The organism is Kosakonia sp. (assembly GCF_032104925.1).
Taxonomy (GTDB): Bacteria; Pseudomonadota; Gammaproteobacteria; order Enterobacterales; family Enterobacteriaceae; genus Kosakonia.
In genome coordinates, this window is record NZ_DAMCGF010000011.1 from 102219 (window position 1) to 128966 (window position 26748).

Here is a 26748-nt window from a genome sequence, read left to right on the forward strand (position 1 = left end):
ACATAGGTCTGTCAAAAAGAAATGTATTTACCCTCTGGTAAAAAAGTGGCTGCACTTTATCCTGTCAGCAAACGTATAATTCGTGTTCATCATGCATCACACACGGCAAACAACGGGGATAATTATGAAGTTGTGGAATAAACGTACTCTTTTCACTTTAGCAGTGTTGTCGTTCGCCAGAATTGCGCAGGCAGAAAGCATTCAGTGCCCGCAATTCCCCTCCCTGACGATGAAACAACATGCCCTGACGGATGCCAGCTTGTTTGTCGGGCCGCCAAAAGAACAGGTCGAACTCATGCCGGATACTGATAAAGACACTGCCTGGACCCTGGCAGATTATCAGGACGAAGCAAGACAGCATAAAACATCGCTCTACGTTGTTTGCCGGTATAAAAATACGCTGCAAACTGTCGAATTGGTGGTTCCGGCAACGGCGCAGAAATGCTCGGCCTCATATGACCAGCACAATAATCTGATCGCCCATTGCCAATAATCCCGCCACAGTAAGCGAGGAATGAAATAGTGGCGTTCGAAATGAGCTAAGCGCTGATTTCTTTGAATAATTGCCCCCACACGCCACAGCATATCGACCTGACTCGTGGCCCCGAATAACCTAATCAACAAGTTTCTCATCTCTTCGACGAGCAGCTTCTGCGCTTAAAAAAGTTAATCCTTCAGCCGCGTCTGTACCGGCGGAAATGCGCGGAATTTACCGTGCCGATGCAAAAAGAAAAGCGAAGTAAAAAGCCTGTCAAATTATCAACCTGCCGATTTGATATTTACTCACCCACCTCCTAATCTTCCTTCATCAGACCAATGAGCAATGCATTGGGTCATGCTACCGCAGAGGCGAAAACCGCTGCACAGAGTGGGAGAATTTGCCGTGAGTTTCCAGCCCAGATATGCCAGCAGTGAATCTCCTGATCCGGTCGAAGCCGTTGCCCAGTTTGCCGCCCAAATCGGTCATGACGATGTTGAAACCATCCTTTTCTTTTGCTCTCCGGATTACGATCTGGAGGTGTTAGGCCGCGAATTAAAAAACACCTTCTCCTGCCCCTGCATCGGTTGTACCTCTTCCGGTCATATTGGCACTGAAGGCTTTCAGCATTCTGGGCTGCTGGGTCTCGGGCTGAGCGATGGTTTTCACGCCCGCGCGTTTATCATTCATCCTCTGCTTGAATACACCTCGGTCATTACGGATATCGCAGAAACCATTCGCCGCGACAGCGAAGAGAGACCAAACCTGCATCGTTTTGGTCTGCTGCTGGTGGATGGTCTGTCGATGGCCGAAGAGCGGCTGGTGGCAAACCTTTATCAACAGATTGGTAATGTGCCCCTCATTGGCGGCTCTGCCGGTGACGATCTGCGTTTCGAAAAAAGCTTTATTTATGATGGCGATGGTCATTTTATCTCTGACGCTGCCGTATTCGCGGTTATCGAAACCAGTTCACCGGTCGCTACGTTTAAGATCCAGCATTTTGTACCCAGCGATGTCGAGCTGGTTATCACCGAGGCGGACGCGGAAAAACGGCTCATTATGGAGATCAACGGCGAACCCGCCGCGCAGATCTATGCCGAATCCCTTGGTCTTACCGTCGATGAATTGACACCAACTGTCTTTTCCCGCAACCCGCTGGTGCTCTCTTTCGGCGATGAGCCTTACGTCCGTTCCATTCAGAAAATGAACGACGATCTCTCGCTTACCTGTTATTGCGCTATCGAAGAGGGGCTGATCGTCTCGATCGGCAAAGCGGAAGATCCGATCCAGACGTTTAGCCAGGCGTTTGAAAAAGTGCACGAGACGATCCCCAATCCTGCCGTGATCATCGGCTGCGATTGTATCCTGCGCCGTCTCCAGTTCGAAAAAGAGGGGCTGGAACAGCAGATCGGTGAAATCATGGTGCAGAACCGGGTGGTAGGGTTTTCAACCTACGGTGAGCAGTACAACGGGTTGCATGTCAACCAGACATTTACCGGTGTCGCCATTGGAGGGTAAATATCATGTCGCTCTTTTCCGAAGCCTCTACCCCGCCTCTTTCCCCTGCTGACTACGAGCGCAAACTCGCAGCCAGGGATAAAACCATTGATGTGCTGAAACGCCGCATCGCCCAGGAAGCCCGGCACAGTCACGCCACACCATTTGCCATTCTCGAACAAAATGTCGGGCTTGAGAAAGTGGTCGCGCGTAAGACAATGGAACTCGAAAACGAACGGCATGAGCTGGAAAAGGCGCTGGCCGAGCTGCGTCTGGCGCAGACCCAGCTACTTCAGGCGCAAAAAATGGAGTCTATCGGTCAGCTCGCCGCCGGTATCGCCCACGAAATCAACACCCCGACGCAGTATGTTGCCGATAATGTCGGCTTCATCAAAGGTGCCACGGACTCGCTGCTAAAACTGCTGAATGCCGCCCTCGCGCTCGCGGACGTTGCGCGCAAAAAAATGGCCGATGATCCGGTGATGGCAGAGTTCGATACGACGCTCAAACGCACAAAAATTGATTTTCTGCGTCGACAAATTCCAGGCGCGCTGGACGAGTCTCTGGAGGGGCTTGAGCATATTGCGCGGATTGTCGCCGCGATGAAGGAGTTTTCCCACCCTTCGAAGAATGTGAAAGAGCGGATAGATGTGCGCGATGTGATTAATACCACGGTCACGGTGGCCCGCAACGAATGGAAATATGTGGCGGAGCTCGAAACTAACATCGCCGACAACTTACCGCAGCTCCCCTGCCTGCGTGACATGGTCGGCCAGGCCATTCTCAACCTGGTGGTCAATGCCGCCCATGCCATTGCGGATACCCTGCAGGAAGGAGTGAAAGAGAAAGGCCGCATCGTTATTTCAGCATTACAGAACGGCGACTATCTAGAAATCCGCGTCCAGGATGATGGCAGTGGCATACCCGCAGCGATCCGCGACCGCATTTTCGATCCGTTCTTCACCACTAAAGCGGTGGGTAAAGGGACTGGACAAGGCTTAGCGATTGTCTACTCCACCGTGGTGGACAAACATAATGGGAAGATTCGCTGCGAGTCAGAAGAAGGCGTGGGTTCCACGTTTATCCTGCAATTTCCGCTCCATTGCCGCAACGAGGATGAGCCTGCATGCAAGTGATGTTCGTTGATGACGAAAGCCGGGTGCTTTCAGGCATTGAGCGCGCCATCATGTTGCAAGATATCGACTGGGAGTGCCGCTTCGCCAACAGCGGCCCTGAAGCGCTGACCATGCTGGAAGAAACACCGGCGGATGTCGTGGTCTCTGATATGCGTATGCCCTTTATGGATGGCGCAGAGTTACTGGCGCAGGTGCGCAACCGCTGGCCGGGTACGATACGTATCATTTTATCCGGCTACTCAGAACCCGGTGCCACCCAGCGTATGCTGGAAGTCGCACATCGATTTGTCTCGAAACCCTGCGACAGCGCGACGTTAATAGCGATAATTGAAAGCGCGCTTTCTCTGCGCACCATGTTCAACGATCCGGCGGTGCTCGATATGGTCGGTCGAATCAATCAGTTGCCCGCCGCACCGAAGGTGTTCACTGAGGTTCAACATCTTCTCAATAACCCAGAGAGCGATACCCGGCAGATTGCCGAATTGCTGGGCAGCGACCCGGCGCTGAGCGCCAAAATCATGCAGCTTGCGAATTCCGCCTGGTTCAACAGAGGTTCGCCAATCCACGATATCGGTAGCGCTATTACGCTTCTCGGCATGGATCAGGTGAAATTGCTGGTGCTGGCATCACACTGTTTTGCCGATGCGAAAAGGGATCCTTTGGTCAGCGAGTTACGCCGGGTCTCTCTTTTTGCCTCTTCACTCGCCGCCCGGATGACGGGCCATCAGGGGCTGGAATCCACCGCCGCGCTACTCGCGAATATTGCGAAGCTGATCCCCGAAATGAGCGAGATCGGTAGCGAAACAACCACATGTAATGCTATTCCCATGCATTCAGCAGTGGGCGCTTACCTGCTGGCAGTGTGGGGATTACCGCTGGATATCGTCGAAATAGTGGCGGAGCAGGCCCGGCCCTCACGTTTCGCACATGATGCATTCGGAGCGTCTGGCGTGGTGCATGTCGCTGTGGCGCTGGCCAACAACAGCCCCCCCGATCGCGATTACCTTGAAAAAGCAGGTGTGCTTGACCAGCTCCCCTTATGGCAACAAATGCTCGCTAACCTACAGGACACACTTCATGACTGATACCGCCTTGCCCAGGGTGCTGTGCGTAGATGATGAACCTAACGTGCTCGCCGCGATGGAACGAAACCTGTTTGGCGAATTTGATGTGGTGGTGGCACCAGGCGGCGAAGCCGCTCTGGACGCTGTTCGTTGGGGAGAGCGCTTTGCGGTAATCATGTCCGACATGCGCATGCCCGGCATGGATGGCGCCACCTTTCTGGCGAAAGCGCGGGAACTCTCGCCCGATAGCGTGCGGATCCTGCTTACCGGGCAGGCCGATGTGGAGTCCTCTATCGCCGCCATCAATAAAGGCGCCATTTTCCGCTATCTCTGCAAACCGTGTCCGAAAGAAGAACTGGTCGCGGCGCTTAATGACGCTGTGCGCCAGTATCGTCTCGTCTGCGCAGAAAAAGAGCTGCTGGCAACCACCCTTACCGCTTCGGTCAAAACGCTGACGGAAGTGCTTGCCATGGTCGCACCGTGGGCGTTTCAGCGGGCGGCGTTCGCCCAATCTTGCGTTCGCCACGCGCTGCCGAAGCTGGAGTGGCCAGATGAGTGGATTTACACGATTGCCGCGTCATTAAGCCAAATTGGCTGCGTTGGTATTCCCGCCGATATCGTTCAGGCCGACGCCGCTCAGCGCAAACTCTCCGAGGAGGAGAAAAAACTGCTGCTGGGACACCCAGACGTCGCGGGAAAGCTGGTGGAAAATATTCCCCGTCTTGAACTGGTCGCCGGGATCATTCGCCACCAGGCAAAAGAGCCGGCGCCGAATGTGCCGCTTGAGGTTTTACGCGGTGCCCATCTGCTGCGCGCAGCCCTTGAGCTGGAACGGCATGCGGCGCGGGGATGGAGCCTGGAGCGGCCATGGGAAATTTTACGGGCGGCGCATCCACCGTTACCTGAATACATCATTAAATCCCTGTCAGATTTCCGCTCCAATGTGACCGGCGTGCGCTCTGCGCGTATTCGCGAGCTGATGCCGGGTTGGGTGGTAGACGAAGATATCCGCACCACCAATGGCTTAATGGTGCTGACCAAAGGGCACGAATTGACCGACACGGCGATCTCGGCATTACAACGCTTGCTCGCGGCTAATGCCATTGAGGAACCCATCCGGGTTCGCGGGCTGCCAGACAGCACCGCATCGGCATGATCGGTACGCGATTGGGAGATTCATCGCGTCGTTATGTTGCAGAGAGGTAAATCGTTGCAGGCGGGGCAAACACCCCGCCATAAAGCAATTTTTTGCTCATTTCGCGGCAAAAAGGCGCCATAAACGCAATTTTCACAGAAAGACTAACGCATTGAAATATGTCCCATGTAATATGGCTCCGGGCTATTGCGAGATTTGCATCCATGGTCCAGATTTGATGAATTAACAACTCCCTTTAACACACTCAACGCGCTTTGACGAAACGCCATGAACAAACCTATAAAACGGCTTGAAATCATCAAATACGCCATTGAACTGGAGGATGACGGCATCATCCTCAGCCAGCTTCCTTTACTCAAAAATGAAGTTACGGACCCGGAGTTAGCGTTTATCGTTCACGCACTTGAAGAGAAAAATTACAGCGAAGCGATGCGCGCCATCACCGTCTGGCTGCAAAACCAGCGCTCAGTGGTCAGCTGGCAGGATCCGCAAGTGGCCGCCAGCAAGCTGGAGCTGAAAGCGCTGGAAGAGCAAATGCGCGAACTCATTGATAAACGCAATGCGCGTATCCAGCTGCTGGATGAATTCAACGATCTCTACTTAACTCGCCTTGGGCCACTGATGTCGCAAATTTTGCGGCTGCGTAAAACGCTGGCCGAAGCGGCGGTGCGCCGCCAGGAAGCGGAAGCGCGCCGTCGCGAGGCGGATTATCTGCGCTGCCAGAAATACCTGTCGCAAGCCGTGGACGTTTTAGTGACCTTGACGCAACGCTGGCAGAGCATGCCACCGCACTCATTACAGGCGGCGGAAGCGCGCAAGCATCTGCAACAACAAAGCGAGCTGATTGCCTCGCTGCTCGCCGAAGCGCAGGAACTGGAGCGCGGCCTCACGCGGGAGGAAGAGCCCACGCGCCAGGCGCGCGACGAAGCGCGTCAGGAGTATGAAAGCTACCAGGAGCAGCAGCACGACGCGGAAAAACGCTTTAGCTTCGAGCAGAAGATGAGCGAAGACGAACGTCATGAGCTAAAACGCCTGTGGCGCCAGGCCAGTAAGCTCTGCCACCCGGACCTGGTGGATAACGAACTGAAAAACGACGCTCATAGCATGATGGTGCAGCTTAACCAGGCGCGCCAGCGCGGCGATCTGAGCGCCATCCGCTCGATTTTGACCCGTCTGCAAAAAGGGCTGGAGCCATTAATGGCAAGCGATCGTCTCAACGATCTGCAGCGTCTGCGCCAGCGCATTGTTGAAGTCAAACAGCATATTGCCAGCCTGATTGAAGAGCTGGCGACGCTGGAAAAAGAGGAGTCCTGGCAGTTGATCTCCACGCTTGGCGACAGGGAAACCTACTTCCGCCAGCAGGAGAAAGCGCTGGCCGAGATCCGCCAGACGCTGGAGCAGCAGGTCAGCGAAGCCGAGTACGACGAAGTGGCCTGAGCGCAACGAGCCCGGTAATCGTACCGGGCTTTGTGTTTATTTCTTGTGCCAGTAGGCTTGCGCACGCACCAGTTGTTGATCGATGTCGGCAGATTCAAAGCGATCCATCAGCGATTTCACTGCCTCCCCTTCCCCGGTCAGCCAAATAAAATAGTCGTTTTCCGGCACGCTTATCGCCGCCAGTTTGTCGGCAACGGCCTGCGGGTGATGCCCCGGCACCCACTGAATATCAAAGCCGTTTATATCCGCGAAATAATCTTGATAAGCAACATCCGCAATGCTCACCACCGCAGTAACCTGCGGGCGTACAGCAAGCTGGCTGAGCGCTTCAAGGCGGCGGCGCAGCGCCGGCATGCCGGATTCATCGCACACATATAACTGCCAGGCGTAATCTTCCGGCACCACCAGCGAACCGCGCGGCCCGCCAATAGTCAATTTATCGCCCACCTGCGCCTGCATCGCCCAGCTACTCGCTACGCCGCAGTCGTGAATATAGAAATCCAGTGCCAGTTCGTGGCGGCTGGCATCGTACAGCGGCGTATAGTCGCGGGAAGCCGGGCGCGGGCCATCGCCCCAGACGATACCTTCATCGGTCACGACTGGCGGTACAAAGCGCGTACCCGGCTGCGGGAAGAAGACTTTACTGTGATCGTCAAAGCCGCGGGAGGTGAAGCCATCCAGTTGCTCGCCGCCGAGCACAATGCGCTGGAAGCCCGCACCTGGGCGTTCGACGCGCAAAACAGTTAACTCGCGAAAGCGCAGCTCATTGCGTACGCGCTGGGGATAGCGTTGAGAGTGGGTTGTCATAATCGGCCTTCATGAACGTGAATACGATATATCTAAATGTTGTGCAAATGATAATGATTGTTGATTAGGCAGAAGGCAAGATCTTTTTAAGATATATCCACACGAAAGCGCATCGGTTGCTAAACCAGGAAATAAAGTCATTAAAAATCATTCTATTAAATAAAAAACGCCGTCAGTGTTGTTCAAGCGGGTTATTTTAGATATAAATTAGATATATCAAATTAAATGAGTAAGCAGCTATGCGTCATCATCACGGCAATACCGACAGGGAGCACCACCACGGACACGGCGGCCGACGCCAGCGCTTTTTCGGTCACGGCGAATTACGTCTGGTGATCCTGCAATTGCTCAGCCAAAACGCCAGCCACGGCTATGAGCTGATCAAAGCCATTGAAGCGCTGACGCAGGGCAACTACACACCCAGCCCTGGTGTGATTTATCCCACTCTGGATGCTCTGCAAGCGCAGCAGTTAATTACCGTTAGCGATGAAGAAAACGGACGCCGAATGATCGCCATTACGCCGCAGGGCACGGAGTGGCTGGCGGAAAATGCGCCATCGCTGGCACAGATTGAAGAGCGGATTAAAGCACGCAACGTTGGCTATCAACTGCGCAAAAACCCACAGATGAAACGGGCGCTGGAGAACTTTAAAGCGGTACTGGATTTACGGGTGAATCAGGGGGAAGTCAGCGCCACGCAGCTTAAACAGATAATTGGCATTATCGACCGCGCAGCGCTGGAGATTTCACAACTCGATTAAACTACCTGTGGCACGTCGCGCAGGCGGAACACCTGCACCAGCTCGCGCAGATGTAACGCCTGATCGTTCAGCGCCGCTGCTGCTGCCACCGACTCTTCCACCAGGCTGGAGTTCTGCTGGGTGGTGGAGTCAATCAGGCCAATCGCGCTGTTAATCTGCGAAATACCATCGGTCTGCTCGCGGCTCGCCTGACCAATTTCGCGCAGGATAACATCCATCTCTTCCACATTACTGACCATACCGTTAATCAGCGCACTGGCTTTTTCGACCAGCGCCATGCCTTCACGAGTCTGGCTGGTAGAGCTTTCAATCAGATGGCGAATATCGTTGGCAGAGGAAGCGCTCTTCTGGGCTAACTGGCGAACTTCACCCGCCACAACCGCAAAACCACGACCGTGTTCACCGGCGCGCGCCGCTTCGACCGCCGCGTTCAGCGCCAGAATGTTAGTCTGGAAGGCAATTGCGTCAATCAGGTTGATGATGTCGGACATACGGTTGGATGTGTCGTTAATCACGCGCATCTTCTCGGTGACCTGCTTCATCATCTCGCCGTTGTTCTTCACGACTGTCGCCGCATCGGCAGAAAGGTGGGTCGCTTCGGAGGTGTGATCGGCGGTGTTTTTCACCGTCGCGGTGATCTGCTCCATGGACGCCGCCGTCTGCTCGACGGAGCTGGCCTGCTCTTCGGTACGCGCCGCCAGATCCTGGTTACCGGCCACAATCTGCGCCGCCGCGCTGGAAATACTCTCTGAGCCGTTTTGCACCTGATGAACGATCTCAACAAGACGGTTTTTCATCTCCATCAGCGCACGCAGCAGTACGCCGGTTTCATCGCGGTGGCGAGAATCGATGGTACGCGTCAAATCGCCATCGGCAATCGCTTCAGCAAAGGCAACCGCCTCACTCAGCGGGCGCGTGATCATCCGTACGATATACCAGCCAATCAGGCTGCCCATGCCGATGCTAACAATCGCCAGCAGAATCAGCATCAGGCGGTTAGAACTGAAATCGTTCTGCACCTGGTCGCCCGCCGCACGCATTTGCCCATCCTGAATGGCGATCAGCGCCAACACCCGCTCTTTGTAAGCATTCTGGATGTTAATGGTTTTGGTCATCATCTCCTGAATCGCACCCGCGCGGTCATTATTTTTAACGGCATCGAGAATGCGGAAACGGGAGTCGAGGTATTGCTGGCGCACGGTGCGGATGTCGGCGAGGTTTTTCTGCGATTTATCATCACGCAGATTTTTAGATAAATCCTCCAGCAGAGCGGTAATGTGGGAGCTTATCTCAGCAAGCTGCTTTTGCGATTCACCGGTCCATTTGCCGTCGCTATCCAGCAGCATCAGTTGCTGGGTGCTGACAAAGGTCTGGAAATTATCAATAAGCTGATTCGCTTTTACCGTGGTTGGGTAATCCTCGTGCACAATCTCTTGCATTCCGTTATTCGCGCGGTTCAGGCTGAAGAGAGACAGACAGGAACTCACTACCATTAACGCAATAAAAAAGCCGAACGCCAGAAATAATTTCGTGCCGATTTTTACATCATGTAAAAACATATATTCTCCATGGGTTTGATTATTTTATTGACGAAAGTTCCGCGCCCTCACCCTAATGGCGCGCTTAAGTCCCTGGCGCAAATTAAAAGAATGCAGCCACTAGCCGTTATCGGTAACGTTAGCGCTAACTTTATGAGTTTGATCGTTTTTTTAGTTACTTAATGAACTTTCTGATAGCAATCAACTATTAATAATGATCAATCGATCGTTATATATACGAAAATAAAGATTGGCGCAGGGCATATTAATATCGCTACATCAGATTTAACGCTGCATAAAATAAGAGGCGCGAAAATATATTAATACTTCACAATGCGAACTGTGCTTAATATAAAATTAACAAAATATATATATCGCACTTACATGAAATGGCAGAAATCAAGCGCTTACCAATAAAAAACCACCAGCGCGCGGCCAGTGGTTTTTAAGAGCAAGGTAAACTGTTAGTGCAAAACGGCGACGGCATCCTGCAGGCGGGCGGCGCGATGTTTAACCATTGCCGAAACCGCCGCGCTCTCCTCTACCAAACCAGCGTTTTTCTGCGTGATGGCATCCAGTTCCGCCACTGCGCGCGTCAGTTCAGAAAGCCCGGTAGCCTGCTCCGATGTTGACTGGCTAATCTGGCCGATCAGCGCAGTGACGTTTTGTACCTGATTAACAATATCTTCCATCGTGCGGCCTGCGGCATGCACCTGGTCATAACCAGACTGCACTTTACTGGCACTGGCGTCGATCAGCTTACGAATATCATTCGCCGCGCTGGCGCTACGGCTCGCCAGGTGGCGAACTTCACCCGCCACGACCGCAAACCCTTTGCCCTGCTCGCCTGCCCTGGCCGCTTCTACCGCGGCATTCAGCGCCAGGATATTGGTCTGGAAAGCGATGTCATTAATCAGCTTGGTAATAGAGCCAATGCGCCCGGTGCTGTCGGCAATCTCGTCCATGGTTTTCACCACCGTCTCCATCGCCTTACCGCCGTGCGTGGCGGCGCTACTGGCGGAGCTGGAGAGCTCGTCTGCCGCCGATGCTGTTTGCGAGTTGTTTTGTACCGATGCCGCCATCTGGCTCATGGTGGCAACCGTCTGCTGCACATTCACCACCGTCTGGCGCGTGCGTTCATTAAGATCTTCATTACCTTTCGCCAGCGTTTCACTGCCGCTACGCACACTGTGAACCTGGGTTGAAACGTCATTGATCAACCAACGGCACATCAGCCCCAGTTGCCCGATCGCCCGCAATGTCAGCCCCAACTCATCGCTGCGGTTCAACGGTTGCACGCTATTGCGTTCCCCGGTGGCCACACTCAGTGCCTGACGTGCCACGTTTTCCGCCGGGCGAACGATTTGCCACTCAAATGCCAGGCAGCCCAGCAGCATCGCCAGCGTGCTCAGCGCCAGCGCCAGGCCGCCTGCACCGGTAAACCATAATCCAGCAAATTGCGCAGCCCACAACAACGTCATGACGCTGCGCGCACGCCAGCGTAGCGGCATGCCCGCCAGTTTTCCCCACCAGTGCTTGCTAATGACCAGGCCTTTATAGACACGTTTGTTGCAGCGCCCTTCATTTAACGCTTTGTACAGCGGCTCAACGGCGGCGATCTCCTCATCTTTCGCCTCGGTACGAATCGACATGTAGCCGGTGACTTTGCCGTTGCGCACCATCGGCACAGCATTGGCTCGCACCCAGTAATGATCGCCATTTTTACGCCGGTTTTTGACGATGCCGCTCCACGGCTCGCCCTGTTTCAGGGTGTACCACATATCGGCAAAAGCCGCTTTTGGCATATCCGGGTGGCGAACAAGATTGTGGGGCTGGCCGAGCAACTCGATGTGGGAGTAGCCACTGGCATGGATAAACGCGTCGTTGGCGTGGGTGATGTAACTTTGCTGGTCAGTTGTCGACATCAGCGTGGTGTCATCCTCCAGCATAAAGCGCTGTTGGCTGACATAAGGAGGAGAAGACATGATTGCGTCCTATGCAGGTTATATTGCTGTTAAAAATTACTGCGAATGTTATTTCGGCGATAATGGGTTTATCTTTAGTTGTTAAATTTGATTTAGATCGCAATTTGCAATAAAACCCTGTTTTTCGTGGGCTCGTTAACCCTATGATTTTAATAATTTCGTAGCGTTACCATCACGATTCCCTCATGAGAATGCATCATTATCGCGCATTTATTGCACTATATTGGCGCAACTTAGCCATCTCTCCGTCCGCAATGAATGATTTTTAACCACAAAAGATACAAAATATTAACGGGACGGCATGATTAAATTTTGTGCGCCTTCATTTTCCCCTGGCATTTATCCCGATTTATGTTCCCCGCACCGAAGTGGCGTAATCCCTGCAATACTTAAATCGGTATCATGTGATACGCGAGTCCCTGGAGCCCATTTTGAACAGGTTACCTTCCAGCGCATCGGCATTAGCGTGCAGCGCTCACGCACTGAATCTCATTGAAAAGCGAACGCTCGACCATGAGGATATGAAAGCATTAAACCGAGAGGTGGTGGATTACTTTAAAGAGCATGTCAATCCGGGGTTTTTAGAGTATCGAAAATCTGTTACCGCCGGCGGGGATTACGGAGCCGTAGAGTGGCAAGCTGGCAGTTTGAACACGCTTGTCGACACCCAGGGGCAGGAGTTTTTAGATTGTCTGGGTGGGTTTGGAATTTTCAATGTGGGGCACCGTAATCCAGTTGTGGTTTCCGCCGTACAGAATCAACTCGCAAAACAACCTCTGCATAGCCAGGAATTGCTCGACCCGTTACGCGCCATGCTGGCGAAAACACTGGCGGCACTGACGCCTGGCAAACTGAAATACAGCTTCTTTAGCAACAGCGGCACGGAGTCCGTCGAAGCGGCGCTAAAACTGGCGAAAGCCTACCAGTCACCGCGCGGTAAATTCACCTTTGTCGCCACCAGCGGCGCGTTCCACGGTAAATCGCTGGGCGCGTTGTCGGCAACGGCAAAATCGACCTTCCGCAAACCGTTTATGCCGCTGCTGCCGGGCTTTCGTCATGTACCGTTTGGCGACATCGACGCGATGCGTACGCTGCTTAGCGAATGCCGGAAAACCGGTGATGATGTCGCCGCCGTGATCCTGGAGCCGATCCAGGGGGAAGGTGGCGTGATCTTACCACCAGCCGGTTATCTGCCAGCGGTACGCAAGCTGTGCGATGAGTTTGGCGCGCTGCTGATTTTTGACGAAGTGCAAACCGGCATGGGGCGTACGGGCAAAATGTTCGCCTGCGAACACGAAAACGTGCAGCCAGACATCTTGTGCCTGGCGAAAGCACTGGGCGGCGGCGTGATGCCGATTGGCGCAACTGTCGCCACCGAAGAGGTGTTCTCGGTGCTGTTTGATAACCCATTCCTGCACACCACCACCTTTGGCGGCAACCCGCTGGCTTGTGCGGCCGCGCTGGCGACCATCAATGTGCTGCTGGAAGAGAACCTGCCCGCTCAGGCGGAGCAGAAAGGCGACATGTTGCTGGACGGTTTCCGCGCGCTGGTGCGTCAATATCCGGATCTGGTGCAGGATGCGCGTGGTCGCGGAATGCTGATGGCGATTGAGTTTGTCGATAACGAAACGGGCTACAACTTTGCCAGTGAGATGTTCCGCCAGCGTGTGCTGGTTGCCGGAACGCTCAATAACGCGAAAACCATTCGTATCGAACCGCCGCTGACGCTGACGATTGAACAGTGTGAGCAGGTGCTAAAAGCAGCAGCTAATGCGCTGGCGGCACTGCGTGTTTCTGAAGAACTGGCGTAAACAGACGCATAAAACCCTCTCCCGGCGGGAGAGGGTTTTTTATTGCTCACAGAAAATCCGGGATCATCAACACGCTCTGGTTTTCTGCCCTGCTGTCTTGCAATTTCACACTCTCGCAGAAATGTCTTTTGCAGGTGCGGTATGCGCTTTCAGGCGCAATCAATGCTGCCATGAAAGCGGATGTTTACTTCGGCAGTAAACCAATAAAGCTGCGTTTTTTGCGCGGCTCCGACATCAGTTCTTCCAGCTTCTCCACGCACGCCAGGTAGTGCGGTGTCTCCTTGTGCGCCTGGACCGCGGCGTCATCCTGATACGCTTCATAAATAAAAAAGCGGGTTTTCACTTTCGGATCCTGTAATACATCAAAACGCAGATTCCCCGGCTCGCGGATAGCGCCTTCGTGATTGGCACGAAAGACCTGTAAAAACTCATCTACTCTGTCCGGTTTGATATTGATTTCCACCAGCGTCACATTCATGGTTGCTCTCCTTGTTTTTCCTCCAGCCAGAACTGGTACGCCTCACGGGCGTGCATGTGCTCGTGTACCACTTTTTTCACCGCCTTGAGCATGGCGAGCGGCGCGCTGGACTGGAAAATGTTGCGCCCCATATCCACGCCCGACGCGCCCTGATCAATGGCGCGGAAGCACATCTCCAGCGCCTCCTGCTCGGGTAACTTTTTCCCGCCAGCAATCACGATCGGCACCGGGCAACTGGCGGTGACCTTTTCGAACCCCTCTTCTACAAAGTAGGTTTTCACAAACTGTGCGCCCATTTCGGCGGCGATACGGCTGGCCAGCGAAAAATAACGCGCATCGCGCGTCATCTCTTTACCTACACCGGTCACTGCCATCGTCGGCACACCGTAGCGGTTGCCCGCGTCCACCAGCTTGATGATGTTATTAATCGACTGGTGTTCATGCTCACTGCCGATATAGATTTGCGCCGCCACCGCACAGACGTTGAGCCGCAGCGCGTCTTCCATCGCCACCGCCACGCATTCGTTAGAGAGTTCGGCGAGGATTGAGTTGCCGCCAGAGGCGCGCAGCACCACCGGTTTATTGGTGGCGGGCGGCACCACACTGCGCAAAATGCCACGCGTACACATCAGCACATCGGTTTGTGCGAACAGCGGCGCAATCGATAGATCAATACGCTCAAGCCCGGTCGTCGGTCCCTGAAAATAGCCGTGATCGAAGGCCAGCATCACCGTACGGTTACTCTGTGGGTTAAAGATCCTTGCCAGCCGCGATTGCATGCCCCAGTCCAGCGCACCGCAGCCCTTCAGGGTGAAAGGCACATTTTGCTGCGCGGTGCCCAGGCCAAAGTCTTTGCCATCTTTGATGTCATCTACATCCGCCATCCTGCCTCCCGCAAAAAGCTGTGATAGAACAAGTGATTTTGTGACTGATGAATGTTCAAAAGCGTAGGCGCTGAACTATATTTACGACCGTACGAGGATCACAGTTTTATCTATGATGCTTGCGAGGGGGCAAAACCCATGAGTTACCTTTTAGCGTTAGATGCAGGGACTGGCAGCATTCGGGCAGTGATCTTCGACTTAAGCGGGCGGCAAATTGCCGTCGGCCAGGCCGAGTGGAAACACCTCAGCGTGGAAAACGTCCCCGGCTCAATGGAGTTCGACCTCAACACCAACTGGCAACTGGCCTGCCAGTGCATCCGCCTGGCGCTGAAAACCGCCGGTCTTAGCGGCGCGGATATCCAGTCAGTCGCCTGCTGCTCCATGCGCGAAGGCATTGTGCTGTATAACAACAATGGCGACGCCATCTGGGCGTGCGCCAACGTGGATTCCCGCGCCAGCCATGAAGTCGCCGAGTTAAAAGAGATCCATGACTGGCAGTTTGAAGCCGAAGTCTACAGCGTTTCCGGGCAGACGCTGGCGCTCAGCGCCATGCCGCGTCTGCTGTGGCTGGCGCACCATCGCCCCGACATTTACCGCGATACCGCCACCATCACCATGATCAGCGACTGGCTTGCCTCGCGCCTCTCCGGCTGGTTAGCGGTGGATCCTTCCAATGCCGGCACCACCGGTATGCTCGATCTTTTCACGCGCGACTGGCGGCCCGACTTACTGGATATGGCCGGGTTACGCCCGGATCTGTTATCACCGGTGAAAGAGACCGGCAGCCTGTTGGGCGAAGTCACTCACCAGGCGGCGCAAGAGTGCGGTCTGCGCGAAGGCACGCCGGTAGTGATGGGCGGCGGTGATGTACAGCTCGGCAGCCTTGGCCTTGGCGTGGTGCGCGCCGGACAAACCGCCGTGCTCGGCGGTACATTCTGGCAGCAAGTGGTGAACCTGCCGCAAGTGCGCACCGACCCGGAAATGAATATCCGTGTCAATCCGCATGTCATTCCAGGCATGGTGCAAGCGGAGTCGATAAGCTTTTTCACCGGCCTGACCATGCGCTGGTTCCGCGACGCGTTTTGCGCCGAAGAAAAGTTGATTGCCGAGCGGATGGGCATTGACGCCTACACCTTACTGGAAGAGATGGCAGGCCGGGTACCGGCGGGTTCATGGGGCGTGATGCCCATTTTCTCCGACGCCATGCACTTCAAGCAGTGGTATCACGCTGCACCGTCGTTTATTAACCTCTCCATCGACCCGGAAAAATGCAACAAAGCCACGCTGTTCCGCGCGCTGGAAGAGAACGCCGCCATTGTTTCCGCCTGCAATCTGGCGCAGATTTCACGCTTTTCCGGCGTGCAGTTTGACAGCCTGGTCTTCGCCGGTGGCGGTGCGAAAGGCGCGCTGTGGAGCCAGATTTTAAGCGATGTCACGGGCCTGCCGGTACGTGTGCCGGAAGTGAAAGAGGCCACCGCGCTGGGCTGTGCTATCGCCGCGGGTGTGGGTGCCGGGTTGTATGACGACATGGCAGCCACCGGCGAGCGGCTGGTGCGCTGGAGCCGGGAATTTACGCCGAACCCGGAACATCGCGAGCTGTACGACACCATGATGCTGAAGTGGCAGAAAATCTACGCAGAACAACTCGGCCTCGTCGACAGCGGTTTAACCACCTCCCTGTGGCAGGCACCCGGCCTGACAACCGGCGCCTGACGCGCTTTTCCCTCTCCCGTTGCGGGAGAGGGATATTTGAATCTCATCACAATCATTCGCTCCGCCTTTTCCCTTTTCTGCCGCGACGGCTAAAGTAGAACTCATCCGACCACATAACAATAATTTTACACTGGAAGAGAGCATGAGCCATTACCCGTCGCTGTTCACCCCACTCGATCTGGGCTTTACCACGCTAAAAAACCGTGTGCTGATGGGTTCGATGCACACCGGGCTGGAGGAGCGCCCGGACGGCGCAGAGCGGCTGGCGGCATTCTATGCTGAACGCGCCCGTCATGGCGTCGCGCTGATAGTCACCGGCGGGGTTGCGCCCGCACTTTCCGGCGTCACCATGGAGGGCGGCGCGGTGCTGAACGATACCAGCCAGCTTCCCCATCACCGGCAAATCACTGAAGCGGTGCATCAGGAAGGCGGCAAGATCGCCCTGCAAATTCTGCACACCGGACGCTACAGCTACCAGCCGCAGCTGGTCGCGCCATCGGCGTTACAGGCGCCGATCAACCGCTTTACGCCGCATGAATTGAGCCATGATGAAATTCTCACGCTGATTGATGATTTCGCCCGCTGCGCTGCGCTGGCACAGCAGGCCGGTTACGACGGCGTTGAAGTGATGGGTTCTGAGGGCTACCTGATTAACGAATTTCTCGCCGCGCGCACCAATCACCGTGAGGACGAATGGGGCGGCGATTATGCCCGGCGCATGCGCTTTGCCGTGGAAGTGGTGCGTGCCGTGCGCGAGCGCGTCGGCAGCGACTTTATTATTATCTACCGCCTGTCGATGCTGGATCTCGTCGAAGGCGGCGGCACGCTGGAAGAAACCATCGCGCTGGCGCAGGCGGTGGAAGCCGCAGGCGCGACACTGATTAATACCGGTATTGGCTGGCACGAAGCGCGCATCCCAACCATTGCCACGCCGGTGCCGCGCGGCGCATTCAGTTGGGTAACGCGCAAGCTGAAAGGCAAAGTGAAGGTGCCGCTTATTACCACCAACCGCATTAACGATCCTGGGGTTGCCGACGAGATCCTCGCGCGTGGTGATGCCGATATGGTATCGATGGCGCGCCCGTTTCTGGCCGATGCCGGGTTTGTGTCGAAAGCGCAAAATGGTCGCGCGGATGAGATCAATACCTGCATCGGTTGTAACCAGGCCTGCCTGGATCAGATCTTCGCCGGTAAAGTCACCTCCTGCCTTGTTAACCCCCGCGCCTGCCATGAAACGCTGATGCCGGTACTTCCGACTGTGCAAAAGAAAAACCTGGCGGTGGTCGGCGCAGGCCCTGCCGGGCTGGCGTTCGCCATTAATGCCGCGGCACGCGGGCATGGCGTAACGCTGTTTGATGCCCAGGCGGAGATCGGCGGGCAGTTTAATGTCGCCAAACAGATCCCCGGCAAAGAAGAGTTCTACGAAACGCTGCGTTACTATCGGCGAATGATCGATCTGACCGGCGTTACGTTATGCCTGAATCAACGTGTCGATCCGGCCACACTACTGGGATTTGACGAGGTGATCCTTGCCAGCGGCATTGAACCGCGGATGCCGCCGATCGACGGGATCGACCATCCAAAAGTGCTGAACTACCTCGATGTGCTGCGCGATAAAGCACCGGTGGGTGAAAGTGTGGCCATTATTGGCTGCGGCGGGATCGGCTTTGATACCGCAATGTATTTAAGCCAGCCGGGCGAGCCAACCAGCCAGAACATCGCCGAATTTTGTGTGGAATGGGGAATTGATACCAGCCTGAATGAAGTGGGCGGTCTGCGCCCGGAAGGACCGCAGTTGCCGAAAAGCCCGCGCCGCATTGTGATGTTGCAGCGTAAAGCCAGCAAGCCTGGTGAAGGTCTGGGGAAAACCACCGGCTGGATCCACCGCGCCACGTTGCTGTCGCGTGGCGTGAAAATGATCCCGGCGGTCAGTTATCAAAAGATCGACGATGCCGGTTTACATCTGTTGATCGGCGGTGAACCTCAGCTATTGGCTGTTGATCATGTGGTGATCTGCGCAGGCCAGGAGCCAAAACGCGAGCTGGCGGAACCGCTGCGTGAAGCGGGTAAAACAGTGCATTTGATAGGTGGATGCGATGTGGCGCTGGAGCTGGATGCCCGCCGGGCGATTGCGCAAGGGACAAAACTGGCGCTGGCAATTTAAAATAACTGGCTTAACGCTTTCCGGCCCCCCAGCCTGGCTGAAAGTTTTCTATGGATAACAAAGTGGCCCGCAAAGCGGGCCACTTTCCATTAGCGTTTCTTACGCACTTTCACCGCTTTCAGCACCACGAACTTGTTGTTAGTGGCGAGGGTTTCGCAGTTGCCAAATACGCGTTTTAGCTTGCGGAAATAGTCGAGGTGGCGGTTGCCGACAATGCGCAGTTCGCCGCCATATTTCAGGCAGAAACGCGCATCGTTGAACATCTGCCAGGCAATATGATCGGTAATCGCGCTCTGCTGATGGAACGGCGGGTTACACACGATTGCGTCAAACCTGTCCGGCTCCACGCCGGACAACGAGTTGTTGATCATAAACTCGCTGCGTTCAACGGCTTGTGGCAGGTTCGCTTCCACATTCAGCCGCGCGGAAGCCACCGCCATCGCCGACTCATCGGCGAACAGCACACGGCTGTTCGGGTTCTGCGCCAGCAGTTTTAAACCAATCACACCGTTGCCGCAGCCTAAATCAACCATCTCACCTTCCACGTTTTCCGGCAGATGTTGCAGGAAAAATCGCGCGCCAATATCCAGCCCGCTGCGGGAAAAGACATTGGCATGGTTATGGATAGTCCAGTTCGTGCCGTCCAGCTTCCAGCTGGCGAGCACAGAACTCTCCTCAAGCGCAGGCGCGTTAAATGTGCAGTTGATGAGCCGGGCTTTTTTCCATGCCAGCGTGGTGGTGGTCGGCCCGAGAATTTTTTCAAACAGCGCTAACGTCGAGTTGTGGACATCGCGCGCTTTCGCCCCGGCGATAATCCGCGTGTTCGGCGTGACAACCTCGCGTAGCGCGCGCAGTTGCTGCTCCAGCAGCGCCAGCTGTTTTGGCACTTTAATCAGCACTAACGCCGGGTTTGCAGGCAGCGGGTGCAGGCTGTCTTGCAGCGTGACGGCGGTTTCGTCCAGATCGTTAATGCGCAGGTTATGCTGTGTCGCCAGCTCTGCTATATAGGAGTCGTTGACGGAAACCGGGCGATGCGACGCCAGCGCACAGGCCAGCGCGCCGAAGCTGTCGTTAAAAATCAGAACCGGGCCATCGACCTCATTCACCTGTTGCAGTAGATATTCATCCGCCGCGTCCCACGCCTGTAGCGACGCCTCTTCCACGCCGACAGGGAATCTGTCTAAAGTGAATGATTGTCCGTTTAACTCAACCTGGCTCATCGCCCCTCCGCAATGCTAAAATTCGCGCGTTTTATCGCTTAATTATCCGGAGATGTAAACACATTTCGCCATGAACAAGCTGACCTATCTTCAGGGCTACCCTGAATCCCTGCTGACGCAGGTTACCGCCCTGATTGAACAGAACCGGCTGGGCGAGGTGCTGAAAAAGCGCTATCCGGAAAGCCACGACATCGCCACCGATAAAGCGCTTTATCACTATACGCAAGCGCTGAAAAATCAGTATCTGCGTAATGCCGCGCCGGTGAATAAGGTGATGTATGACAGCAAAATCCATGTGTTAAACAATGCACTCGGCTTACATACGGCGGTCTCCCGCGTCCAGGGCGGCAAGTTAAAAGCCAAAGCGGAAATCCGCGTCGCCACGGTGTTCCGCGACGCGCCAGAAGCCTTCTTGCGGATGATCGTGGTTCACGAACTTGCGCATCTGAAAGAGAAAGATCACAACAAAGCGTTCTACCAGCTGTGCTGCTATATGGAGCCGCAGTACCACCAGCTCGAGTTTGATACGCGGTTGTGGCTAACGCATCTGACGCTGGATCGTAACGGGTGAGATTTTCGCCATCACCTTTTGTGCTTGTGCGGGGCAGTGCACTGGTTTTGTCATCTCGTCGTGCTAGAGTGATCGAAGACCCCCTTACGGAGAATTAGCGCCTGTATGATACGTTTCGCTGTCATAGGTACGAACTGGATCACCCGCCAGTTCGTCGATGCCGCCCATGAAACGGGCAAATATAAACTCACCGCCGTTTTTTCCCGCAGCCTTGAACAGGCGCAAACGTTCGCCAACGACTACCCGGTCGAACATCTGTTTACCTCGCTTGAAGATATGGCACAAAGCGATGCGATTGACGCGGTTTATATTGCCAGCCCGAATTCCCTGCATTTCCCACAGACGCAGCTTTTTCTGCGTCACAAAAAGCATGTGATCTGCGAAAAACCGCTGGCCTCCAACCTGCGTGAAGTGGAAGCGGCCATCGCCTGCGCGCGGGAAAATCAGGTGGTGCTGTTTGAAGCGTTCAAAACCGCCAGCCTGCCGAATTTTATTTTGCTGAAACAAACGCTGGCCAAAGCGGGCAAGCTCCGTAAAGCCTTTATCAACTACTGCCAGTATTCGTCGCGCTACCAGCGTTACCTGGACGGAGAAAACCCGAATACCTTTAATCCGGCGTTTTCCAACGGCTCGATTATGGACATTGGCTTCTACTGCCTGGCGTCCGCCGTGGCGCTGTGGGGCGAGCCGCACAGCGTTCAGGCCACCGCCAGCCTGCTGGAAAGCGGCGTGGATGCCCACGGCGTGGTGGTGATGGATTACGGTGATTTCAGCGTCACGCTGCAACACTCGAAAGTGAGTGATTCCGTGCTGCCGAGCGAAATTCAGGGCGAGGCCGGATCGCTGGTGATCGAGAAAATCTCCGAATGCCAGAAAGTCTCGTTCGTGCCGCGCGGCGGCAAAGCGCAGGAACTGACACAGCCGCAGCACATCAATACCATGCTATATGAAGCGGAAACCTTTGCCCGCCTGGTGGAAGAGAACGAAGTCAACCACCCTGGGCTGGACGTAAGCCGGGTCACGGCAAAACTGCTGACCGAAATTCGCCGCCAGATCGGCGTCGTTTTCCCGGCGGATGACATCGGCGAACAGCTGCCGGCGTAAAGGTTCGTAAAGCATAGATGGCTTCACATTGACGGAATCAATATGCTGACATATTTTGTTACCTGCAAAGGGGAGTAACTTCATTGCTGGTGGATCGTCATTACGATGCGTATATGCATCCGGTCGCCGGGCGTCTTCACAGACGTAAGTGAGACCTTGCCGGAAGGCGAGGATCCATTGCACCTAAAGCAAACGGCTAACCTCTTCCGACGTTAGCCGTTTTTGTTTTTAGGTAAGGATTCACACAATGAATACTGTCGGTACACCGATGTTATGGGGCGGCTTCGCGATTGTGGTCGTGATTATGCTGGCCGTCGACCTTCTGCTTCAGGGGCGTCGCGGCGTCCATACGATGACCATGAAGCAGGCGGCCGCCTGGTCTGTGGTTTGGGTCAGCCTCTCCCTGCTGTTCAATGCCGCCTTCTGGTGGTATCTCACGCAAACCGAAGGACGCGCTGTTGCCGACACGCAGGCGCTGGCGTTCCTCACCGGTTATCTGATTGAAAAAGCGCTGGCGGTCGATAACGTCTTCGTCTGGCTGATGCTGTTTAGCTACTTCTCCGTGCCTGCCGCGTTGCAGCGCCGGGTGCTGGTTTACGGCGTGCTCGGCGCGATTGTGCTGCGCACGATTATGATTTTCGCTGGCAGCTGGCTTATCACCCAGTTCTCGTGGCTGTTGTATGTTTTTGGCGCGTTCCTGCTGTTTACCGGCGTGAAAATGGCGCTGGCGAAAGAGGACGAAACCGGGATCGGCGACAAACCGCTGGTGCGCTGGCTGCGCAGCCATTTACGCATGACCGATACCATCGAAAATGAGCACTTTTTTGTGCGCAAAAATGGCCTGCTGTTCGCGACGCCATTATTGCTGGTGCTGATTCTGGTCGAATTGAGCGATGTGATTTTTGCGGTCGACAGTATCCCGGCTATTTTTGCCGTGACCACCGATCCGTTTATCGTGCTGACCTCAAACCTGTTTGCGATTCTGGGCCTGCGTGCGATGTACTTCCTGCTGGCGGGCGTGGCTGAGCGTTTCTCGATGCTCAAATATGGTTTGTCGGTCATTCTGGTGTTTATCGGCATCAAGATGCTGATTGTCGATTTCTTCCATATTCCGATCGCCGTCTCGCTTGGCGTGGTAGGCGGCATCCTCGTGCTGACCATGCTGCTCAACGCGTGGGTTAACCACCAGCACGACAAGAAAAACAGGGCGTAAGCCGTAAATGGCCGCTCTGCCAGTGCGCAGAGCGGCCATTTCATCAGCCTTGTCGCCTTTATCACAAAACGTTAACACAAAAAATCAAAAAGCCGCGCCAGGCTGGAAAAGTTATTCTTCTCCCCTTTCTTGTTGCCGCAGAGTCCATATACTGCTTTCTGCAAACAAATGTTACATCCTGACAAATGTCATCCAAAAAGGCATGCGGGATGCAACTCCACAACACGAAAGGAACATGGCATGACAACGCACCGCTCCACCGGGTTACTGCAACGCTTGATTGATGGCAGCCTGGTGAAACAGATTCTTATTGGTTTAATTCTGGGTATTTTACTGGCGTGGATTTCGACGCCCGCCGCTATTGCGACCGGCATTCTGGGTACGCTGTTTGTAAGCGCGTTAAAAGCGGTGGCACCAGTACTGGTGCTGATGCTGGTGATGGCCTCCATCGCTGGTCATCAACAAGGGCAAAAGACGCGTTTGCGCCCGGTGCTGGTGCTATATCTGTTAGGCACGTTCACTGCCGCGCTGACCGCCGTGCTGGCCAGCTTTCTCTTCCCTTCGACGCTCCAGCTTGTGCCGGGCGCCAATGATGTCACGCCGCCATCCGGCATTGTGGAAGTGCTGCGCGGTTTACTGACCAGCATGATCGCCAATCCGGTGACCGCAATCATGAACGCGAACTACATCGGCATTCTGGTGTGGGCCGTGGGGCTGGGTTTTGCGCTGCGCCACAGTAACGAGAGCACCAAAAATCTGGTGCAGGATATGGCAGGCGCCGTCACCTTTATGGTGCGCATCGTGATCCGCTTTGCGCCGATCGGCATTTTTGGCCTTGTCTCCTCGACCCTTGCGACATCCGGTTTTGGCGCGCTGTTAGGTTACGCGCAACTGCTGGTGGTGCTGGTGGGCTGCATGGCGTTTGTCGCGCTGGTGGTTAACCCGCTGCTGGTGTACTGGAAAATCCGCCGCAACCCTTTCCCGCTGGTCTTTACCTGCCTGCGTGAAAGCGGCGTCACCGCCTTTTTCACCCGCAGTTCCGCAGCGAATATTCCCGTGAACATGGCGCTGTGTGAGAAGCTGAATCTTGACCGCGATACCTATTCGGTTTCTATCCCGCTGGGTGCCACCATTAACATGGCGGGCGCGGCAATCACCATTACCGTGCTGGCACTGGCGGCAGTGCATACGCTGGGCATTACGGTTGATGTGCCAACGGCGCTGCTGCTGAGCGTGGTGGCGTCGCTCTGTGCCTGTGGCGCGTCCGGCGTGGCGGGCGGTTCCCTGCTGCTGATCCCGCTGGCCTGTAACATGTTTGGTATTTCCAATGATGTGGCGATGCAGGTGGTAGCGGTCGGCTTTATTATTGGCGTCTTGCAGGATTCCTGCGAAACGGCGCTTAATTCCTCCACCGATGTGCTGTTTACCGCAGCGGTGTGCCAGGCGGAAGATGAGCGCCTGGTGAATAACGCCCTGCGTAACTGATCTTTTTGGCTGCCTTCACCGGGCAGCCGGTTTCTCTTGCCGCGCGGTTTCGACTTTAAACGGGTCGATACCGCGTTTTTGCATGCGCCAGAAGCGAATAATGTTCAGGCCATTCATCACTAAAAAGCTGCCTTCGATCAGCGAACCGCCAATCGATCCGAGCCAGATGTTGTGGATCACCCAGCAGCCGGTTGAGCACCAAATCACGCAGCGCATCGGCAAGCCTTTAAAACGAAACAGCGCCCAGGTGCTGACGATCGTCCCGGCAACCGGTAACAACTCCATGGGATGGTGAAATTTCGCCAGCCCTAACCCGCCGGTAAGCACAATAAACAGTGCCATGACCCACAGGCTACGGGTACGCAGAGTAATCAGGGTGCGGATGGCGTTAAGCATGGCGCTGGAGCCCGCCGGGAACGCGCCCATCAGAAAGAAATGCACGCCGATAATGGCGCTATAGACTGAGAGTTGCTTTTTGAAGCGCCGTTCATCACGGTTGATAAACGTGGTAATACCAATCAGAAAAGCAATCACACCAACGCCCTGGGCAAGCCAATACGTGGTCATGGAAATTCCTTGTAGGATTTTGGGAAAAGCGACACATCACTGAAAGCCTGCGAGCAGGCCTGAGCCAAAAATTTCGCGCCAGGGCAAGGCGGCAAGCTCACAAATCCCCGGGAGCTTACACAAGTAAGTGACCGGGGTGAATGAGCGCAGCCAACACAGTCATGGCGCGAAAGATAAAGGTAAATTAAAGCGTTACGCCGCTTTTGAAGATAGCCAGTTCGCGGAAATCGTTTTTCTCGTTACAGGTCTTTTTGCCGTTGGCGATATCGACGATCACATCCACGAACTCGCTCAGCAGTTGCGGCATCGCTTTGCCGTGAATCAGCTGACCGGCATCGAAGTCGATCCAGTGTTTCTTCTTCGCCGCCAGTTCGCTGTTGGTAGCAATTTTCACCGTCGGCACAAAACCACCGTAAGGTGTGCCGCGACCAGTACTGAACAGCACCATATGGCAGCCTGCCCCGGCCAGCGCGCTGGTAGCAACCGCATCGTTACCCGGTGCGCTTAGCAGGTTCAGACCGTGGGTTTTCAGACGCTCACCGTAACGCAGCACGTCCACCACCTGGCTGGCACCCGCTTTTTGCGTGCAGCCCAGTGATTTCTCTTCCAGCGTGGTGATACCGCCCGCTTTGTTACCCGGCGATGGGTTTTCGTAAATCGGCTGATTATGCGCGATAAAGTACTGTTTGAAGTCGTTGACCATGGTGACGGTCTTCTCAAAGGTACTTTCGTCGCGGCAGTGGCTCATCAGGATACGTTCCGCACCGAACATCTCCGGTACTTCGGTTAACACGGTAGTGCCACCGTTGCCGATTACGTAGTCCGAGAAACGGCCCAGCATCGGATTGGCGGTGATGCCGGAAAGGCCATCAGAACCGCCGCACTCAAGGCCGAATTTCAGCTCGCTCAGTTTGCCCGGTTCACGCTTGTCGTTGCGCATCGCCTGATAAAGCTCATGCAAATGCTCAAGACCGGCTTCCACTTCGTCATCCTGGTGTTGGCAGACCATAAAGTGGACGCGTTCCGGATCGAATTCACCGAGCGTCTGACGGAAGGCGTCGACCTGATTGTTTTCACAGCCCAGACCAATCACCAGCACCGCACCCGCGTTCGGGTGACGCACCATATTTTGCAGCATGGTGCGGGTGTTAATGTGGTCGTCACCCAGTTGGGAACAACCGTAGGTGTGGCTGAACAGGTAAACGCCGTCGATATCTTCGGCGTCCTGCGTCTCTTTCAGGAAACGGCTCTGGATCTGACGGGCAATGCCGTTCACACAGCCGACCGTCGGCAGGATCCATAACTCGTTGCGGATCCCGACTTCGCCGTTAGCGCGGCGGTAGATCTGAATGTCACGATCCGCCGCCTGTGCGCCTTCCTCCTGAAAATCAGGTTGATAGCTATACTCGTCCACATCGCTCAGATTGGTACGGGCATTATGGGAATGGATGTATTCGCCCGACGCGATATCTGCTGTCGCATGACCAATTGGCAGACCATACTTGACAACATTTTCACCTTTGGCGATGGGTTGCAGGGCAAACTTATGCCCGCGAACCACCGCCTGGCGCAGCCGAACGGTTTGGTTGTCGATAACGACTTCCGCGCCTTCAGCGAGATCCGCCAGTGCTACCGCAACGTTATCCAGTGAATGGATCTTGATGTATTGCATATCAACC

22 protein-coding genes are annotated in these 26748 nt (G+C 55.0%); 14 read left to right on the forward strand and 8 right to left on the reverse strand.

Annotation, left to right across the window (positions count from 1 at the left end; translation table 11 throughout):
- The first annotated feature begins 124 nt into the window (after positions 1 to 124).
- The 6 genes from RT644_RS19265 to RT644_RS19290 all read left to right on the forward strand — a co-directional run bounded on the left by RT644_RS19265 (position 125) and on the right by RT644_RS19290 (position 6768).
- On the forward strand, positions 125 to 493 hold the full coding sequence (locus tag RT644_RS19265) for an STY0301 family protein (RefSeq protein WP_313627687.1): 369 nt from the start codon (positions 125 to 127) through the stop codon (positions 491 to 493).
- A 390-nt stretch (positions 494 to 883) separates the two neighbouring features.
- Entirely contained in the window at positions 884 to 1996 is a 1113-nt protein-coding gene (locus RT644_RS19270; protein ID WP_020455355.1) for an FIST N-terminal domain-containing protein, read from the forward strand.
- 5 nt (positions 1997 to 2001) lie between these two features.
- Positions 2002 to 3111 (forward strand): ATP-binding protein, encoded by a 1110-nt coding sequence (locus RT644_RS19275; protein ID WP_313627690.1) that lies wholly within the window; start codon positions 2002 to 2004, stop codon positions 3109 to 3111.
- Positions 3102 to 4196: an HDOD domain-containing protein gene (locus RT644_RS19280; protein WP_313627692.1), complete on the forward strand. Its 1095-nt coding sequence runs from the start codon at positions 3102 to 3104 to the stop codon at positions 4194 to 4196. The genes RT644_RS19275 and RT644_RS19280 overlap by 10 nt, the downstream gene beginning before the upstream one ends.
- Positions 4189 to 5331 carry a response regulator gene (locus RT644_RS19285; protein ID WP_017457425.1) on the forward strand — a complete coding sequence of 381 codons (1143 nt, stop codon included), beginning with the start codon at positions 4189 to 4191 and terminating at the stop codon, positions 5329 to 5331. Before RT644_RS19280 ends, RT644_RS19285 begins: the two co-directional genes overlap by 8 nt.
- Positions 5332 to 5598: 267 nt before the next feature.
- Entirely contained in the window at positions 5599 to 6768 is a 1170-nt protein-coding gene (locus RT644_RS19290; protein ID WP_020455359.1) for a DNA repair ATPase, read from the forward strand.
- Positions 6769 to 6804: 36 nt separating this feature from the next.
- Here RT644_RS19290 and RT644_RS19295 read toward each other — a convergent pair whose 3' ends face one another.
- Complete coding sequence (locus RT644_RS19295; protein WP_313627737.1) at positions 6805 to 7578, reverse strand: siderophore-interacting protein; 774 nt, start codon at positions 7576 to 7578, stop codon at positions 6805 to 6807.
- A 236-nt stretch (positions 7579 to 7814) separates the two neighbouring features.
- On the opposite strand from RT644_RS19295, the gene RT644_RS19300 reads away from it, so the two are divergent.
- Positions 7815 to 8336, forward strand: coding sequence for a PadR family transcriptional regulator (locus tag RT644_RS19300; protein WP_313627695.1), 522 nt, complete (start codon positions 7815 to 7817; stop codon positions 8334 to 8336).
- On the opposite strand, the gene RT644_RS19305 is transcribed toward RT644_RS19300, so the two are convergent.
- Positions 8333 to 9895, reverse strand: a complete 1563-nt coding sequence (locus RT644_RS19305; RefSeq protein ID WP_313627697.1) for a methyl-accepting chemotaxis protein — start codon at positions 9893 to 9895, stop codon at positions 8333 to 8335. The two genes, RT644_RS19300 and RT644_RS19305, sit on opposite strands and share 4 nt — an antisense overlap.
- 443 nt (positions 9896 to 10338) lie before the next feature.
- Positions 10339 to 11859 (reverse strand): methyl-accepting chemotaxis protein, encoded by a 1521-nt coding sequence (locus RT644_RS19310; RefSeq protein WP_313627699.1) that lies wholly within the window; start codon positions 11857 to 11859, stop codon positions 10339 to 10341.
- A 431-nt stretch (positions 11860 to 12290) separates the two neighbouring features.
- Here RT644_RS19310 and ygjG point away from each other — a divergent pair, with 431 nt between their 5' ends.
- On the forward strand, positions 12291 to 13670 hold the full coding sequence (gene ygjG, locus RT644_RS19315) for a putrescine aminotransferase (protein WP_313627701.1): 1380 nt from the start codon (positions 12291 to 12293) through the stop codon (positions 13668 to 13670).
- A gap of 184 nt (positions 13671 to 13854) precedes the next feature.
- Here ygjG and lsrG read toward each other — a convergent pair whose 3' ends face one another.
- Both lsrG and lsrF read right to left on the reverse strand, forming a co-directional pair.
- Positions 13855 to 14148: a (4S)-4-hydroxy-5-phosphonooxypentane-2,3-dione isomerase gene (gene lsrG, locus RT644_RS19320; RefSeq protein ID WP_020455365.1), complete on the reverse strand. Its 294-nt coding sequence runs from the start codon at positions 14146 to 14148 to the stop codon at positions 13855 to 13857.
- On the reverse strand, positions 14145 to 15032 hold the full coding sequence (lsrF, locus tag RT644_RS19325) for a 3-hydroxy-5-phosphonooxypentane-2,4-dione thiolase (protein WP_020455366.1): 888 nt from the start codon (positions 15030 to 15032) through the stop codon (positions 14145 to 14147). The genes lsrG and lsrF overlap by 4 nt, the downstream gene beginning before the upstream one ends.
- Before the next feature lie 138 nt (positions 15033 to 15170).
- Here lsrF and lsrK point away from each other — a divergent pair, with 138 nt between their 5' ends.
- Positions 15171 to 16745, forward strand: coding sequence for an autoinducer-2 kinase (lsrK, locus tag RT644_RS19330; protein WP_160268587.1), 1575 nt, complete (start codon positions 15171 to 15173; stop codon positions 16743 to 16745).
- Positions 16746 to 16887: 142 nt separating this feature from the next.
- Complete coding sequence (locus RT644_RS19335; protein WP_313627704.1) at positions 16888 to 18909, forward strand: NADPH-dependent 2,4-dienoyl-CoA reductase; 2022 nt, start codon at positions 16888 to 16890, stop codon at positions 18907 to 18909.
- An 89-nt stretch (positions 18910 to 18998) separates the two neighbouring features.
- On the opposite strand, the gene rlmG is transcribed toward RT644_RS19335, so the two are convergent.
- Positions 18999 to 20129: a 23S rRNA (guanine(1835)-N(2))-methyltransferase RlmG gene (rlmG, locus tag RT644_RS19340; protein ID WP_160268583.1), complete on the reverse strand. Its 1131-nt coding sequence runs from the start codon at positions 20127 to 20129 to the stop codon at positions 18999 to 19001.
- A 70-nt stretch (positions 20130 to 20199) separates the two neighbouring features.
- On the opposite strand from rlmG, the gene RT644_RS19345 reads away from it, so the two are divergent.
- The 4 genes from RT644_RS19345 (at position 20200) to sstT (ending at position 24502) form a co-directional block, all read left to right on the forward strand.
- The gene (locus RT644_RS19345) at positions 20200 to 20700 is read left to right on the forward strand and encodes a M48 family metallopeptidase (RefSeq protein WP_313627706.1); all 501 of its coding nucleotides are present in this window, start codon (positions 20200 to 20202) and stop codon (positions 20698 to 20700) included.
- A gap of 105 nt (positions 20701 to 20805) precedes the next feature.
- Positions 20806 to 21804 (forward strand): Gfo/Idh/MocA family protein, encoded by a 999-nt coding sequence (locus tag RT644_RS19350; RefSeq protein WP_020455371.1) that lies wholly within the window; start codon positions 20806 to 20808, stop codon positions 21802 to 21804.
- 247 nt (positions 21805 to 22051) lie between these two features.
- Entirely contained in the window at positions 22052 to 23017 is a 966-nt protein-coding gene (locus tag RT644_RS19355) for a TerC family protein (RefSeq protein WP_020455372.1), read from the forward strand.
- A gap of 240 nt (positions 23018 to 23257) precedes the next feature.
- On the forward strand, positions 23258 to 24502 hold the full coding sequence (gene sstT, locus RT644_RS19360; protein ID WP_160268577.1) for a serine/threonine transporter SstT: 1245 nt from the start codon (positions 23258 to 23260) through the stop codon (positions 24500 to 24502).
- Between the two features lie 15 nt (positions 24503 to 24517).
- Here sstT and RT644_RS19365 read toward each other — a convergent pair whose 3' ends face one another.
- Both RT644_RS19365 and RT644_RS19370 read right to left on the reverse strand, forming a co-directional pair.
- Entirely contained in the window at positions 24518 to 25069 is a 552-nt protein-coding gene (locus RT644_RS19365) for a YgjV family protein (protein ID WP_097405994.1), read from the reverse strand.
- Positions 25070 to 25253: 184 nt separating this feature from the next.
- Entirely contained in the window at positions 25254 to 26741 is a 1488-nt protein-coding gene (locus RT644_RS19370; protein WP_020455375.1) for a UxaA family hydrolase, read from the reverse strand.
- Positions 26742 to 26748: the final 7 nt, after the last annotated feature.

Coding starts and splice junctions, on each gene's coding strand:
- RT644_RS19265 (WP_313627687.1), top strand. CDS start 125: ATGAAGTTGTGGAATAAACGTACTCTTTTCACTTTAGCAGTGTTGTCG.
- RT644_RS19275 (WP_313627690.1), top strand. CDS start 2,002: ATGTCGCTCTTTTCCGAAGCCTCTACCCCGCCTCTTTCCCCTGCTGAC.
- RT644_RS19280 (WP_313627692.1), top strand. CDS start 3,102: ATGCAAGTGATGTTCGTTGATGACGAAAGCCGGGTGCTTTCAGGCATT.
- RT644_RS19285 (WP_017457425.1), top strand. CDS start 4,189: ATGACTGATACCGCCTTGCCCAGGGTGCTGTGCGTAGATGATGAACCT.
- RT644_RS19290 (WP_020455359.1), top strand. CDS start 5,599: ATGAACAAACCTATAAAACGGCTTGAAATCATCAAATACGCCATTGAA.
- RT644_RS19300 (WP_313627695.1), top strand. CDS start 7,815: ATGCGTCATCATCACGGCAATACCGACAGGGAGCACCACCACGGACAC.
- RT644_RS19305 (WP_313627697.1), bottom strand. CDS start 9,895: ATGTTTTTACATGATGTAAAAATCGGCACGAAATTATTTCTGGCGTTC.
- RT644_RS19310 (WP_313627699.1), bottom strand. CDS start 11,859: ATGTCTTCTCCTCCTTATGTCAGCCAACAGCGCTTTATGCTGGAGGAT.
- lsrG (WP_020455365.1), bottom strand. CDS start 14,148: ATGAATGTGACGCTGGTGGAAATCAATATCAAACCGGACAGAGTAGAT.
- lsrF (WP_020455366.1), bottom strand. CDS start 15,032: ATGGCGGATGTAGATGACATCAAAGATGGCAAAGACTTTGGCCTGGGC.
- lsrK (WP_160268587.1), top strand. CDS start 15,171: ATGAGTTACCTTTTAGCGTTAGATGCAGGGACTGGCAGCATTCGGGCA.
- RT644_RS19335 (WP_313627704.1), top strand. CDS start 16,888: ATGAGCCATTACCCGTCGCTGTTCACCCCACTCGATCTGGGCTTTACC.
- rlmG (WP_160268583.1), bottom strand. CDS start 20,129: ATGAGCCAGGTTGAGTTAAACGGACAATCATTCACTTTAGACAGATTC.
- RT644_RS19345 (WP_313627706.1), top strand. CDS start 20,200: ATGAACAAGCTGACCTATCTTCAGGGCTACCCTGAATCCCTGCTGACG.
- RT644_RS19350 (WP_020455371.1), top strand. CDS start 20,806: ATGATACGTTTCGCTGTCATAGGTACGAACTGGATCACCCGCCAGTTC.
- RT644_RS19355 (WP_020455372.1), top strand. CDS start 22,052: ATGAATACTGTCGGTACACCGATGTTATGGGGCGGCTTCGCGATTGTG.
- sstT (WP_160268577.1), top strand. CDS start 23,258: ATGACAACGCACCGCTCCACCGGGTTACTGCAACGCTTGATTGATGGC.
- RT644_RS19365 (WP_097405994.1), bottom strand. CDS start 25,069: ATGACCACGTATTGGCTTGCCCAGGGCGTTGGTGTGATTGCTTTTCTG.
- RT644_RS19370 (WP_020455375.1), bottom strand. CDS start 26,741: ATGCAATACATCAAGATCCATTCACTGGATAACGTTGCGGTAGCACTG.